The 14,177-nt window shown below is 65.5% G+C and carries 15 protein-coding genes; 3 read left to right on the top strand and 12 right to left on the bottom strand.

Annotated features, from left to right (window positions below):
• Positions 1-75 precede the first annotated feature (75 nt).
• Positions 76-1,143, top strand: a complete 1,068-nt coding sequence (locus ACOGXA_RS02665) for an HNH endonuclease (protein WP_419925741.1) — start codon at positions 76-78, stop codon at positions 1,141-1,143.
• Positions 1,144-1,164: 21 nt separating this feature from the next.
• Here the strand turns inward: ACOGXA_RS02665 and ACOGXA_RS02660 are convergent, their stop codons facing one another.
• A complete protein-coding gene (locus ACOGXA_RS02660; protein WP_419925740.1) occupies positions 1,165-2,016 on the bottom strand; it encodes a DNA-methyltransferase in 852 nt (283 codons plus the stop codon).
• A gap of 251 nt (positions 2,017-2,267) precedes the next feature.
• Here ACOGXA_RS02660 and ACOGXA_RS02655 point away from each other — a divergent pair, with 251 nt between their 5' ends.
• Positions 2,268-2,507, top strand: coding sequence for a type II toxin-antitoxin system HicA family toxin (locus tag ACOGXA_RS02655; RefSeq protein WP_419925739.1), 240 nt, complete (start codon positions 2,268-2,270; stop codon positions 2,505-2,507).
• 10 nt (positions 2,508-2,517) lie between these two features.
• Positions 2,518-2,766: a hypothetical protein gene (locus ACOGXA_RS02650; protein ID WP_419925738.1), complete on the top strand. Its 249-nt coding sequence runs from the start codon at positions 2,518-2,520 to the stop codon at positions 2,764-2,766.
• A 124-nt stretch (positions 2,767-2,890) separates the two neighbouring features.
• Here ACOGXA_RS02650 and ACOGXA_RS02645 read toward each other — a convergent pair whose 3' ends face one another.
• The 11 genes from ACOGXA_RS02645 to ACOGXA_RS02595 all read right to left on the bottom strand — a co-directional run bounded on the left by ACOGXA_RS02645 (position 2,891) and on the right by ACOGXA_RS02595 (position 14,143).
• Positions 2,891-4,447 (bottom strand): FAD-dependent oxidoreductase, encoded by a 1,557-nt coding sequence (locus tag ACOGXA_RS02645; RefSeq protein WP_419925737.1) that lies wholly within the window; start codon positions 4,445-4,447, stop codon positions 2,891-2,893.
• Between the two features lie 127 nt (positions 4,448-4,574).
• Entirely contained in the window at positions 4,575-4,967 is a 393-nt protein-coding gene (locus ACOGXA_RS02640; RefSeq protein WP_419925736.1) for a nuclear transport factor 2 family protein, read from the bottom strand.
• On the bottom strand, positions 4,964-6,070 hold the full coding sequence (locus tag ACOGXA_RS02635; protein WP_419925735.1) for an LLM class flavin-dependent oxidoreductase: 1,107 nt from the start codon (positions 6,068-6,070) through the stop codon (positions 4,964-4,966). Before ACOGXA_RS02635 ends, ACOGXA_RS02640 begins: the two co-directional genes overlap by 4 nt.
• A 52-nt stretch (positions 6,071-6,122) precedes the next feature.
• Entirely contained in the window at positions 6,123-6,941 is an 819-nt protein-coding gene (locus ACOGXA_RS02630; RefSeq protein ID WP_419925734.1) for a CoA-transferase subunit beta, read from the bottom strand.
• Positions 6,942-6,993: 52 nt separating this feature from the next.
• Positions 6,994-7,884 carry a CoA transferase subunit A gene (locus tag ACOGXA_RS02625; protein WP_419925733.1) on the bottom strand — a complete coding sequence of 297 codons (891 nt, stop codon included), beginning with the start codon at positions 7,882-7,884 and terminating at the stop codon, positions 6,994-6,996.
• 37 nt (positions 7,885-7,921) lie between these two features.
• Entirely contained in the window at positions 7,922-8,725 is an 804-nt protein-coding gene (locus ACOGXA_RS02620) for an SDR family oxidoreductase (protein ID WP_419925732.1), read from the bottom strand.
• Positions 8,725-9,885, bottom strand: coding sequence for an acyl-CoA dehydrogenase family protein (locus ACOGXA_RS02615; protein WP_419925731.1), 1,161 nt, complete (start codon positions 9,883-9,885; stop codon positions 8,725-8,727). The genes ACOGXA_RS02620 and ACOGXA_RS02615 overlap by 1 nt, the downstream gene beginning before the upstream one ends.
• Before the next feature lie 42 nt (positions 9,886-9,927).
• Complete coding sequence (locus ACOGXA_RS02610; protein WP_419925730.1) at positions 9,928-11,313, bottom strand: phytoene desaturase family protein; 1,386 nt, start codon at positions 11,311-11,313, stop codon at positions 9,928-9,930.
• 69 nt (positions 11,314-11,382) lie between these two features.
• Positions 11,383-12,381: an LLM class flavin-dependent oxidoreductase gene (locus ACOGXA_RS02605; protein ID WP_419925729.1), complete on the bottom strand. Its 999-nt coding sequence runs from the start codon at positions 12,379-12,381 to the stop codon at positions 11,383-11,385.
• 41 nt (positions 12,382-12,422) lie between these two features.
• Positions 12,423-12,956, bottom strand: coding sequence for a VOC family protein (locus ACOGXA_RS02600; protein ID WP_419925728.1), 534 nt, complete (start codon positions 12,954-12,956; stop codon positions 12,423-12,425).
• Between the two features lie 32 nt (positions 12,957-12,988).
• Positions 12,989-14,143, bottom strand: coding sequence for an acetyl-CoA C-acetyltransferase (locus ACOGXA_RS02595; protein WP_419925727.1), 1,155 nt, complete (start codon positions 14,141-14,143; stop codon positions 12,989-12,991).
• Positions 14,144-14,177: the final 34 nt, after the last annotated feature.

Raw genomic sequence — 14,177 nt, 5'->3', positions numbered from 1 at the left:
TAGACGTTCCGACGCGGAGAATGCACCCAAGGCCATGGTATATCAGGCTTCAGTGACAGATTGCCCGCTTCACCAATGGCTATTCGTCGATTTTCCTCTGCACTCGGTACTGGGCTTACAGCATCGTGTGATCACAGAACAACGGCCGGCTACGTTGGCAGCGTGCGATCGCTGAGCGACTACCTCGACCTCACCGTCGAGCAAGCTCGCTCGCAGTGGGGCCAGATTCTGCGCCGCCAGCCAAGACCTCGTCAGGAACTGTTCACGCCGGTTGAGGCGATCTTGTGCTACGGGCTCTTCTTCGTAATGGACCCGCACCGGTATGGGGGTGGTTCCATGCACCGGGCGCCGAAGATCCTGCATGATCTGGCTGGGTTATTTGTCCGACCTCCGGGGTCGATCAACAACAAGATGATGAACCTAGACGGGTCTCGCAAGAACGCTGGTGCGCATGAGTGGAGGTTCTTCATCGAGATGGCCGCCGACCCCGATCAGTTTCCCCACCTTTACAACCGAGTGTTGCGCTCTGCCCGAGACATGGGAGTGGACGAAGACCGTCTACCTGATTTTCTTGCGTTGGAAAACGTTACGAGCTTTGACCTGCTGGGTCAGGAGGAGCTTGCTCGCCAGGAATCGTTGGATGCCGTCTTGGAGGTGAAGGCTGCTAAGAGAAGGCTGCGGTTGCTTGCAGACGAAGAAGAGACAACCCGGATAGCAGAACACGAGATCCGCATTGGCCAACACAGATTCGCTGGTCAGGTTCTAGAGAACTTTGCCCACAGTTGTGGTTTCTGCGGATTCGCCCCACGGTCACTTCCCGGCAACAAGCTTTTGGTGGCCTCACACATCAAGCCCTGGGCAGCATGCGACGACAAAGAGCGGTTGGACTTTCGTAACGGCGTAGCAGCGTGCCCGACGCATGATGCCGCTTTTGACACGGGGCTGATTACCGTGAACGGGGGCCTCAGAGTCCACCGAGCCCTCAAGCTGGAGGCAAGCAGTCGTGACGATCCCGGAGTCGACCAGTACTTCGGCCAGGTCCTCAAGCCCAAGCTGGTTGTTCCCAAGCAAGGGGAGCGTCCTGGGAACTCGTACTTGGAATGGCATCAAGAACATGTCTTCCAGGGGGTCGTCAGAGTCTGACGCCGAGCCGTTAGTGCTCAACTACGTTTCGAGGAGCGCGTCGTAGCCGGTGAGGGTGGGGTTGGTGGGGGCTAGGCGGCGGGTCATGGTTTGGATGGCTTCGGGGTTGTTGTCGATGAGGAGGTAGTCGCGGCCGTGTTTGGCGGCGGCTTCGCCGAGGGTGCCGCTGCCGGCGAAGAAGTCGAGCAGGAGGTCGCCTGGGCGGGAGTGGACTTTGACTAGGCGCTCGAGCACGCCGAGGGGTTTTTGGGTGGCGTAGCCGGTTTTCTCTTTGCCGTTGGGGCTCACGATGGTGTGCCACCACACGTCGGTGGGCGTTTTGCCTCGGGCTGCTTTCTCCTTGCCCACTAGGCCGGGGGCCATATAAGGGATCCGGTCCATCTCCTCGAAGCAGAACGTGTAGTCGGCAGGGTCTTTGGCGTACCACAGGATGCTGTCGTGCTTGGCCGACCACTTCTTCTTGGATCGGGCACCGTAGTCGTAGGCCCAGATGATCTCGTTCATGAACGAGTCCCGGCCGAAGATCTGGTCGAGAAGCACCTTGCAGTAGTGGACTTCCCGGTAGTCGATGTGGAGGAAGAAGCTGCCGGTGTCGGCCAGCACTCGGTGGGCCTCCTCGAACCGGGGGGCGAGAAAGGCCATGTAGTCGTCGAAGGCGTCGTCGTAGCCGGATTTGCCGAGGCGGATGGTCTGGTAGCGGCGCCCGGCGAAGCCGGTCCTGTCGCCGTTGGCCTCGTCGTGCACCGTCTTGATCCGCTCACGCTCCTGGCGCTTGCCGGTATTGAACGGCGGGTCGATGTAGACGAGGTCAACGCTGGCGTCGGGCAAGCCCTGCAACACCGGCAGGTTGTCGTCAAAGATGATCTTCCCCATCAGGACCAAGCTTAGGCAGCGGCCAGTTGAGCCTTGCGCTCTTCAGCCTGCGGGGGATGGCGAGCAACCCGAAAACCCTTTCGAATGACACTGGTCACTTGATACACTAAAAAATATTGAAAATAGCTCTATCCACAGATATTTCCACATATCCACAGGAGCAGGCATGAACAACGACAACAAGCCGGTAGCAAGGGGTATCGGAAACGCGAGAATGGTCTCGGCAAGCGAGTATTTGCGCCGCTGACGCCATGCCCATCCCGTCGTCCCATTTTCCTGCGCTGAAGGCGCGTTCGGTGCTGAGAATGCTCTGGAGCATCGGATATCGGATTGAGCGGCAAAGGGGATCGCATCGCAAACTGGTTGCGGAGGGGCGCTTGCCGATTGGGTTCGCGTTCCATGACCGGTCTGAAGTTCCCCCTTGGGCGCTTCGGCATATGCTGGTGGAGCGGGCTGGATTGACCGACGACGAGATACGGCAGTTGCTGTAGACGGTAAGGAGTGCTCGAAGGAATGAAGCACCAAGTGCGAATACACCTCAACCAAGATGATGGCGTCCGTTGGTGGGCTGAGGACGACATTGGATTCACTGGTGGCTCAGACGACCTGGAAGAGCTCTTGGCCGTGATCACGGAGTGGGCGGAATGCGAAGGCGTGCTTGCCGACCTGTCAGTGTCATTCTCTCAAGATGCACTGGTGGCCAGCTTGACCAAGCCAGCAGAATCTCTAGGTGTTCCAGAGCGGCTTTGAGACTGATGAGCAGTAGATGCACAAGTTCCTTGTCCACGTCGAAACTGACGGGGAAGGATCGAGTTGGTGGTGTGAGGACGGACTTGGCTTTGTGGCGGTGGCAAGTACTCTGCCGCGGGACACGCTAGCTGGCTGCTGCGATGCCGGCGGCGCGGGCGGCCACTAGCAGGGGGCCGATGGTGCCGCCGGCGCCGGGGTATGCGGCGCCCAGCGGGCTGGCGGCGGCGTTGCCCGCGGCGTAGAGGCCCTTGATTGGGCCGCCGTCTTGATGGCGGACCTGGCCGTTGACGTGGGTGTGGGGGCCGCCTTTGGTGCCCAGGCAGCCGGGGTGGAGGCGGACGGCGTAGAACGGGGGCTCGTCTACCGGTCCGAGCGTGGGGTGGGGGGCGGCGGAGTCGCCGACGAAGCGGTCGTAGATGGAGCGACCCCGGCCGAAGTCGGGGTCGTCGCCTGCGGCGGCCAGTTGGTTGAACCGGGCCACCGTGGCGGCTAGCTCTTCGCTGTCCACGTCGATGGCGGTGGCCAGCTCTGCCAAGCTGTCAGCCCGGTGCAGCCACTCTGGATCTGACCCTCCCCGACGTAACGGCCCCAGGTGGTACCGGCGGCGATAGCCGGCGTCGAACACCAGCCAAGAAGTAGAGGCTGGGTGTTGGAAGCCAGTGGGGTCGAAGGCGTGCATGGCCCGGCCCACGTCGTTGTAGTTGCGGGCCTCGTTGGTAAATCTCCGCCCTCGGGAGTCCACCATCAGCGATCGGGGCCGGGCCCGCTCGGTGAGCACCAGCCGGTGGAACGGCTGGCCGTCGATTTCTTCGCCGGGCACGGTCATGGCGGGACACCACCAGGCCTCGGCCATATTGCCCAGTTCGGCGCCCATGGCCAGCGCCAGCCGCAGCGCGGTGCCGTCCATGCCGGGGGCGCCCACCGGGCCGGTCATCGGTCCCCGCAGGAATGCCTGCACTAGGGCGAGATCACGCTCGAATCCGCCGGAAGCCAGGATCACCCGTCCAGGCAATACCTCATCGCCGATTCTCACTCCATTGACGGTGCCGCCGGACTGGGCCAGGCCATCTACTCCTGTTCCAACATGGATCATCGCGCCGGCAGCTTCGGCCGCCTCTACCAGAGAGGCGATCATCGACCGGCCCATGGTGATCATTCCCTGGCGGGATCGCGCTGTTATCTCATTGCGATCGAATTCACCAGTGGCCAGCTCCCGATAGGTAATGGGCGCAGACACATTCGGGGCGGTGCGAATCCGTTGATCCAGTTCAGGGGAGACTTCTCGGGGCTGGGGCTCCAGGGGGCGATGTCCGGGCTTTCCTCCGGGCAATTCGGGGTGGTAGTCGGGGTAGGGGACCGTCTGCCATCTGAGCTTGGTGGCCGATTCCATCCAGTCGGCGACTGCCGGTGCCTGCTCAGCGAAGTAGTCCACGAGTTCGTCGTCAACGTCGCCCAGCCGCAGGGCCCGCAAGTATTTCCCGGCCTCGGCGGGGGAGTCGTCCACTCCCTCGGCGGCCATCAGCCGGTTGGCCGGCATCCAGGCCAGCCCGCCCGACAGCGCTGTGGTCCCGCCCAGCACCGGCGCTCGCTCCACAACCGTCACCTCGACCCCTGCCTGCGCCGCTGCCACCGCCGCGGTCATCCCGGCAGCCCCCGACCCGACAACGACTACCGAGGTCATATGTTGGGATGGCTCCCGTGAGGGCTGTGGGTGGCGTCGGGGCTAGGCCTCGGCGCCACCGCGCGCCGAGCCGCCCCGGCGACAGGACCCGCAGCCCGGACAAATGCCGCGGACCAGATTAAGGCGGTCACGCCTGCAACACGGCAGCCAGCGCGGCAGTGTCGAACCACTGGGAGAGGCGGCGGATGCGGCCGTCTTCGACGTCGAAGATGTCCACCGCGTCGAAAGACAGTTCCCGTCCGTCAGCGGTGGCACCGTTGAAGGTGATCTCCACCACCACGGTGCTGTCATCGCAGATGAACCGATTGGGGTTGTCTTGGTGGACTGGGAAGCGCTCGAAGATCTTCTGGAACATGGCGATGGCCTTGTCCGATCCGGTGCGGGGGCGCGATCCGCTCGGCACCAGGTCGATCGCGGGATCAAGGACCGACGCCATCAGCTCCCAGTCCTCGGTGTTGAGCGCGGTGAAGTAGCTCTGGACTATTTCCAGCGGGCTTCTTGCTTGTTCATGATGGCTCATCCCTGGCTCCTCAATATGTCTTTGACCTCCCGCATGGCCCTAAACGACCACCCGGCCAACTCGGGGTCGCCGAAGGCGGTCACGTTCCACATGATCAGATGGCGCAGCCCGGCGTCGTAGTAGGTGCGGACTTCCTCGGCGATCTGCTCTGGAGTGCCGCAGAAGCAGTAGTAGTCCACCACCTTGGGGGGGATGCCGGCGATGATGGCCTCGGCCTGCTGGCGGGGCACCGAAGCGGGGATCAGGTCGTGGAAGCCCTCGGGCGGTTCCACCCCGAGTTGGCGGAAGATCTGCGGGGGCAGCATCACCATGATGGCCCGCAGCAGGGGCGCTTCCTGCATACGGCGCAGCGTGGCCTCATCGGGTGCGGCCAGCACGTAGGCCAACAGGCCGGGGGTGACCGCGTCGGCACTCCGTCCCACATCCACCGACGCCTGGCGGATGGTGGCCAGCGAATCGGCGTAGACCTCGGGGGCCAGCTTGGTGGGCAGCCAGCCGTCGGCCAACCGCCCGGTGATGTTCAGCATCCTGGGGCCGTGGGCCGCGGTCCAGATTGGCGGGGGAGTGTCCCCATATGGGGACAGGCCCAGCACGGCGTCGGTTAGCTGATGGAACTTTCCCTTGTAGTTGATGGGGCCGTCGGCCGCCCACAGCGCTCGGATGATCTCGATGCCCTCTTCGAGGCGGCCGACCGGGCGGTCGAAGCCCAGGCCGTAAGGGGTCACGTTCATCCGCTCGCCCGAGCCCAGTCCCAAAATCGACCGGCCTTGGGTGAGGTGGTCGACGGTGAGGGCCATGTTGGCCACCATGGCCGGGTGGCGGCGGATCAGGTCGGTCACCACCGATCCCACCTTGATGGTCTCGGTTTGCGCTCCCACCGCGCCCATCATCACCAGCGGGTCGAAGTACACGTGGCCGCTGGGCTGCGCCGCGGCCAGCGGGCTCATGTCCGGGGTCCAGACCGAGTCGGGGTGCCAGCCCATCAGGTGGCACGGCCACCACAGGGCGTCGAAGCCGTCGGCCTCGGCCCGCTGGCCCAGGGTGACCGCCCGGTGGGCCGGGGGCATGATCTGGCCGGGAACGCCGATCTCCAGGTCTTTCATCGGCTGGACCTGACGGGAGGAAGGGCCGTGTCGCGGCACGCAGTTCGGTTGCTCATCCGCCGAACTCCCGGCGGCGCATGTTGTCGGGGTCGATCACCTCGCGGATCAATCGCACTTGCTCGCCGGTGGGCACCGCGGTGGTGGGCAACTGCCCCTCTGGGGCGGGCAGCTCGAAGCCGGTGGCCTCCTGCACCTGCTCGAAGGTGACCCCGGGATGCAGCGATGCCACCTGCATGTGGCGGGTTTCGGGGTGGAAGTCCATAACGCACAGGTTGGTGATCACCAACTCGGGTCCGCCGTCGAGACCGGCGTCGGCCCGCTCCGACCCGCCGCCCAGATAGCCGGCGCAGGAGATGAAGTCCACCTTCTCCACCAGGGAGCGGGGGTTGTGGTTGGGGTTCCAGTAGTACAGCGCTTTGCCTATGGAACCCATGTCGCCCAGCCCCGCGGTGCCCGGTAGCCGCACTCTGGGAGTGTGATAGTCGGCGCCGATAACCGAGTTGTTGCCGTTGCCGAAGCGGTCGAGTTGGGCGGCGCCCACACAGAACTTGGTGAGCCACCGGCCGTTGAGGGCGAAGTTCCAGAAGTCGCCGTACTGTTCCACATACATTATGGAGTCCCGCCACAGCGGGGCTTCCAGGGTGGAGGCGGGCACCCGGTCGGGGCGGGGCTCGAGCCCCACCGCTCCGGCCAGCCACACCAGGTCGGGGGCGTGGGTGAGCCGGGCCAGCCAAAAGGCGCTGACCGGCACGAACGAGGCCATGCCGTTGCAGGCCTGGTCGCCGTCGGCGAAGCACGCGGCCAGCCGGGCGATCATCAGCTCGTCGATGGTCCAGTCGTCCGCCGGGGGGCTGTTCTGCCAGTCGCTCATGGCTGTCCTCCCGATGAGTTCTCTCCGGACCTGCTCCCGCCAACGAACGCCATCACGTCTGCTCCCAGGCTTCCAGGGCGGCCTGCCGCTCGGCGCCGCCCACCGCCTCCAAGTAGGCCGTGTGATCGGACGGGCCGATCACGTACTTCTCCATGAACGCAGCCACCGCCTCGTCGTCACGGGCTGCGCCGATCCACTCCAAGTGGATGGCTGTGTCGTAGCCGTAGCGGGGGAAGAACGAGGTGGGATGGGCGCCGAAGGGAGCCTCCACCACCGCGTCCACCATGAAGCCGGGCAGCACGGTGCGGTCGGGGTTGGCCCGCAGCACCTCGGAGTCGACGATCTCCTCGGCGCTGACGATCACCGTGGTGGCCGCCTTGGGCATGATGCCGAGGTCGGGCCACAGGGCGGTGGGCTCATAGCCGATGTTGCCGAAACGGTCGGCCTTGTGGGCGTGTACCAGGGCCACATCGGGCACCAGCGCCTTGCAGGCCACCACCGACGGACCGCCGAAGGGGTCGTCGAGCATCACCAGGCTGTCGTTCACATCGATCAGGTCGGTGCCGATCAGCCCTCGGGTGGGCAAGAACGGCAGATTGCGGGCACCGGCGCCCAAGCGGGCATTCAGCGCGGTCTCCGACAGCTCCTCCACCCGGATTGCGCCGGCTTCCACTGCTTTGCGGTAGCGCTGGCACAGGCCGAACTGCTCCATCGACACCGCCGCGCCGATCAGGCGGTTCATGGCCCCGGATGCGGCCAGCCAGTCCACCGGGATGCCGCCCACCAAACACACCACTCCGAGCTCTTGTCGGCCCTGGCGGATGAGTTCCCGCACCAGCGCCATGGGCGCGGCTTGGGTGGCCATGTTCTGGATGGCCACGGTGTCGCCGTTGCGCACGAGTGCGGCGGCCTCAGTCAGCGTGGTCAGTTTTTCTGTGCTCATAAGAGCTCGCCGACGTTGGGGTCAGTCCGCTGCGTTTTCATAAGAGCTCAACCATCTCTCGGCCTCCGTGGAGTTCGATCACTTGCCCGGTTGCATAGTCGGAGTCAGGCGACGCCAGCCAAGCAACGGCCCCGGCCACGTCCTCGGGGGTGCCAGCCCGCCCGATGGGGATCTGGGCCTCGATGCGCTCAATGATCTCTTGGGGGATGCCTAGCCCGGTGTCATCGTCGCGTGCGCCGGTCAGGCGGGTGCCGGCGATGTAGCCCGGCGCCGCCGCGTTGACGTTGATCCGGTGGCGGGCCCACTCCCGGGCCAGCGACTTGGTGAGGGCGATCACCCCGCCCTTGGCCGCCGAGTAGTTGACATTGCCGGCGATCCCGTAGATCCCGTTGATCGAGGCCATGTTGACCACCTTGCGATGGTGGGCCGGTGGATTGTCCCGGCTGCCCCGCAACATCGGAAAAGCAGCCCGGCACAGGTTGAACGTGCCCTTCAGCGCCACGTCGCACACTAGGTCCCACTGCTCATCGGTCATGTTGTGGGCCATGGCGTCGGCGGTGATCCCCGCGTTGTTCACCAGGATGTCCAGGCCGCCGAATGACTCGACTGCCCCGCCCAGCATGGCGGCCACGTCATCAAGGTTTACCACCGATCCCGGAGCGGCTACGGCCCGTCCGCCAGCGGCGGCAATTGTCTCCACTGCCTCGCTGGCCACGTCGGCGTCGACGTCGTTCACCACCACCGCGGCCCCGTCTCGGGCCAGTCGGGCGGCCACCGCCAACCCGATGCCCCGACCGGCCCCGGTGACCAGCGCGACGCGCCCCTCTAAAGCGTTGCCCACTAGAAGCTTCGGGGCAGTCCGAAGGTCTCGGCGATGCTGTTCCGTGCCATCTCGTTGGTGATGGGGCCGATGCGGTACAGACGGCTGTCTCTCCAGTAGCGCTGGGGATGGGTTTCGAGCGCATAGCCCATTCCACCCAGCACCTGGATGGCGATGTCGGAGCACTTGCCGGCGTACTCGGAGGCCACCACCTTGGCCATGTTGGCCTCGCGGCCGCAGTCCTCGCCCGACTCCGACTTCCACGCCGCGTAGTAGGTCATCAGCTCGGCCTGCTTCTGCATCATGGCCATGTCGGCCAGATTCTGGTGCCACACCTGGAACGAGCCGATCTTCTTGCCGAAGGCCTCCCGCTCCATCAGGTAGCTGAGGGCCTCCTCGATGCAGCCGTCGATGATGCCGGTACACAGCGCTGCCACCATGATGCGCTCGTTGTTGAGGGTGGACAGCATTTGGTAGAAGCCCTGGCCGGGCTGGCCCACCACGTACTCGTCGGGCACGAACACGTCGTCGAGGAACACCTCGCACGACCCCACCGACTTCATGCCCACCTTGGGGATCTGGCGGCATTCCAGGCCCTCGGCGGGGTTCTTCACCAAGAACAGGGTGACCCCCCGGGCCGGCTTGTCCACGATGTCCTCGGTGCGGGCCATCAAGAACAGGTAGTCGGACACATGGGCCGCGGTCGACCAGATCTTCTGGCCGGTGATGCTCCAGCCTCCGTCCACCTTGGCGGCCCGAGTCTTCATGGCACCCATCAGATCGGTGCCCCCTGACGGCTCGGTGACCGCGATGGCCACCCGGAGCTTGCCCTCAGCGAGCTGGGGGATCAGCTCCTCGCGGGCCACGTCGGAGGCGAACTTGTTGATCGACTTGGCGCAGAACGAGGAGATGCCGAATATCCAGGTGAGCCCGGCGAGAGAGCGGGCCAGCTCCCGTGTGAGGATCATCTGGGTGACCACGTCGCCGCCCTGTCCACCCAGCTCGGGGGGCAGGCCGATGGCGTGGAAACCGGCCTCGGACATCTTGTCCCACAGCTCGAAGGGATACTCGAACTCCTGGGCTTCGTAGTCGCGGGCCGCGTCCTTGGGACATTCCTTCTCGACCCAGTTGCGGACCATCTCTTGGAACATCTCTTGTTCTTCGGTGAGGGTGAACTCCATGTGCTTGGTTGCTCCTTGTGTCAGAAGATCTCTCGGGGTCGGTCAGTAGCGCCAGCCGTCGCCGAAGGTGGGGATTCGGCGGGCCAAAATGTCCTCCACGCAGGTGAGGGCGGCCCGGGCGGCCCGGTCGGTGCCGATGCCGCGGCTGCGGAACGTTTCGCTGGCGAAGTACAGGCCGTCCACGGTGGGCGCTCGCCAGTGGGGCCGGAACTTGCCCACCAGCATGGGCTTTTGCGCGACACCGAATGCCGGGTCGAATGCCAGCAGCCGCCTCTTCCACACATGCTTGGCCAAGCCGGGATACATCACGTAGAGACCCTGTTCGAGGCGGTCGTACATGTCCTCGATGAATCGCCGGTCGCGCCCACGCGAGCCGGGGACTATGCCGCCGGTGCAGTACAGGTGGAGTCCGTCGGGAACTCCTGTGGGGTCCATGGCCGTCTGGTCGTACATGTAGCCCGGCGTGGGGCTGTGGGGGGTGGCCAGCCAGGTGGCCAGCTCCCGGGGGTCGAACATGGTCACCGGCTCTTCGGTGGCAAAGTAGAGGTTGAGCATGGTCACCCGGTACTGGTCCTGAGCCAGGTAGCGGACCTGTTGGGTGTACCAGTCGGGCAGCTCCCACTCGGGCACCACGTTGAACACGTTCCACACCGGCAGGGTGGAGATGACCGCGTCGCACTCGATCACCTCGCCGATGTCCCAGTCGTTGGGCACGTTGGGGGTGTGGGGGATGGACACGCCGACCACGGCCCCGTTCTCGATCAGCACCCGGCCGGCCGGGGTCTGCATGCGGAGCTCGCCGCCGTGCTCGGTGAAGCCGTCGGCCAGGTCTTGCCACATGCCGTCCCAACCCTGGCCGGGCCAGCAGGAGTAGGCGGCCATGTGCCGCTCCTCGTAGTGCATCTTGCGCACCCACAAGTTGTCGCTGGCCGAGTGGTCGTACCATTCGTCGGTCATGCACTCCAGCACGGCGATGAACTCGTAGAGATCATAAACACCCTGGTCAGTGGTGTGCTGGGCCAGCCACTCCCGCATCGGGCGGTCATCCCACTCCTCCAGTTCGTCCCAGGAGGTCTCGGTGAGAGCCTTGATGACCTTCTTCACCTCGGTCTTGTCGGGGTAGCGGTCTCGGATCGACCCCCACTTGCCGGCGTCGTTGTCCCAGATGGGCATGTCGTGGGACACCTCGCCATGGATCAGCTCTTTGCCGACGTGCTCGAACACCTTGGTCAGCCCCGAGCCCGGGTCTTCGATGAGGTGCCCGCCGAGGTTCACCTTGAACCCCTCGTCGTCCACCGCCAGCGCCCGGCCCCCCAGGAATGGGGACCGCTCGAGAATGGTCACCGAGCGGCCTTCGGCGGCTAGCAGGGCTCCAGCGCTCAGCCCCGCCGCCCCGGCACCGATGACGACAACGTCGCGTTTGGTCATGGGGGGATACTAAGAGCGCGAGCCTATGGGCGGCACTTTATGAAGGCAGCCCCACAAAGTCGACTGGGCTCAGGGCGCGGCAATCCGACTCAGGGCATCCACGGTGGCTTGTGGGCCGATGTCGTCTCCGACGTGGGCACCGGTCAAGAGCACGATGGGCAGGTCAGCGCCCGCGGCCCGATAGGTAGCAATGCGGTCGGCCAGCATGTCGGGCCCAAGGGCGCATTGGGCCAAAACGGCCTCATCGGGCACCAGCGACAGTGCCTTGGCTCGATCGCCGTCCTGCCAAGCTGCGGCCACCTCAGGCAGATTGTCGAAGGTGTCGACGAACGCGGGCTGATGGGTGGGGACCATGGCGTAGGCCAGCACTTGACGGCGCATCCGCTCCAGCGCCTGTTCGGGATCGGGGCCAGCGTAGGCCCAGAACGACAGAACGGTGGAGACATCGGCGGGGTCGCGCCCTGAATTGGCGGCGGCCGCTTCGACGATCTCTCGCTTGGGTGCGACTTCAGCCGGCGGACACCAAGTCAGGAACACGGCGTCGGCGATCTCGCCGGCCAGGCCCAGCATCCGGGGATTGATAGCCCCCAGCCAGATGGGGACATCGGTGGCAGGCAAGTCAAGCCGGAAACCGTGGGACCGGAACCGTGGTCCGTCGTGGTTCAGCTTCTCGCCGGCCAGCGCAGCCCGTAGTAGGGCGATGAACTCTCGCACCGTGGCCAAAGGCTGCTCGAAGTCGCCGCCGTGCCAGCGGTCCACCACGATGGGGCTGCTGGCGCCGATGCCGGCCACCACTCGGCCAGGCGCCAGCGAGGCCAGGGTGGCGAACCCCATGGCGGTAAGCGCGGGGGAGCGGGTGTAGGCGGCCACGATGCCCGACCCCAGCCGGATGCGCTCGGTTCGGGCGGCCATGACCCCCAATGTTGCGAACACCTCGGGGCCGGCCACCTCGCCCACCAGCGCGGTGTCGATCCCGGCCTGCTCGGCGTGTACAACGAGGTCGGACAGCCAGCCGATGGAGAGCCCGTCCTCCACCGGCATGGTGATAGCCACCGGGGGACTGGTCATGTGCTTGGTCGACTAGCGGGTTGGGTGAGTCGCGGCCGGCATTAGCCGACGAAGCGATCGCGGAGCTCTTCGGCCAGGGGCTGGTTCTCGGCGTTGTCGGGGTGGGGCAGCCACTCCTCGCCCACCGACAGATAGCGGGTGGCCAGCTCGATCAGTGGTCCGTGGGCCTTGTCGGGGGGGATGAAGTTCCACTTCAGCCACGGCTGGGTGTCGGGGTTGCTGGGCTCGTTCAGCACCAACGGGATGTCGGCATCGCGCACGCCGTCGATCATGGTGTCGAAGTCGTCGGAGCAAAAGGCTATGTGGTGTACGTACTCGCCCTTTTTGGCCAGCACCTTGTCGGGCCAGTGCCCCGGCTCAGATGGCGACCACAGCTGAATGGAAACACCGGTGGGATCGGGGTTCTGGAATGTGACCCAGCTCATGGGGGTGCCGTCCATGTCGTCGGCGCCCGAGCCCCGGGTGACCTTCATGGTGTGGCCGGGGGCCAGCACTTCGAGGATCTGCTGCCAGTCGGCCTCAGCCTGGTCCAGATCCTTCACCAGCAGTGAGATGTGGTCGATGTGGATGCCCATTGTCTTCGGTGTCTCCTCGGGTGTCTTTGTGGCTACGCAGCCAGGTTCTCGATGATGGTGGCGTTGGCCAGCCCGCCGCCCTCGCACATGGTCTGGAGCCCGTAGCGGCCGCCGGAGCGCTCCAGTTCGTTGAGCAGGGTGGTCATGATCCGGGCGCCGCTGGCCCCCAGGGGGTGGCCCAGGGCGATGGCCCCGCCGTTCACATTCACCTTGTCCATGTCTGCGCCGGTTTCTTTGGCCCAGGCCAGCACCACCGAGGCGAAGGCCTCGTTGCACTCGAACAGGTCGATGTCGTCCAGTTCCATGCCGGCACGGTCCAGCACCTTGGCGGTGGCCGGGATGGGGCCGGTGAGGATTAGCACCGGATCGCTTCCCACCACGGCCATGGTGTGGATCCGGGCCCGGGGCTCGAGGCCGTGGTCGGCCACCGCCCTCTCGGAGGCGATTAGCAGGGCGGCTGATCCGTCGGTGATCTGGCTGGAGTTGGCCGCGGTCAAAGGCCCGTGCTCGGAAAAGGGCCGCAATCTGGCCATCTTCTCCATGGATGTGTCGGGCCGGATGCCCTCGTCGCGGGCACAGTCGCCTACCGCCTGCACTTCCCGCTCGAAGCGGCCTTCCTCCCAGGCCCGGGCCGCGTTCTGGTGGCTGCGCAGCGCCAGGCCGTTCATGTCCTCCAGGGTCACGTCCCACCGCTCGGCGATCAGGTTGCCGCCCCGGAACTGGTGGACCTCCTCGTCGCCGAAGCGGTCGGCCCAGCCCTCGCCGTCAAACGGGTAGCGCATGCCCAGATCGGGTCCCACGTCGCCCTGGCTGTTGAGGGTGATGAGGCTCATCACCTCCACCCCGCCGGCCACTACCAGGTCTTGGGTGCCCGACATGATGCCTTGAGCGGCGAAGTGCACCGCCTGCTGCGACGAGCCGCACTGGCGGTCGATGGTCACCGCCGGCACATGCTCGGGCAACCCGGCCGACAGCCAGGCGTTGCGGGCCACGTTGAACGCCTGGGCGCCGATCTGGCCGACGCAGCCCATGATGCAGTCGTCCACCGCGGCGGGGTCCACGCCGGTGCGCTCGATGAGGCCACCCAAGATGTTGGCGCCGAGGTCGGCGGGGTGCAGGTGGCTCAGCCCTCCGCCGTAGCGGCCCATGGGGGAGCGGACTGCGTCGATGATGTAGGCGTCGGCCATGTCGGTGCTTTCTGGTTGGTGTTGCTGTTCTGAT

Origin of the sequence: Candidatus Poriferisocius sp. (assembly GCF_965208475.1) — a bacterium.
GTDB lineage: Bacteria > Actinomycetota > Acidimicrobiia > Acidimicrobiales > Bin134 > Poriferisocius.
The sequence above is the reverse complement of the archived record's forward strand: the minus strand, read 5'-3'. Positions and strand labels throughout refer to the sequence as shown.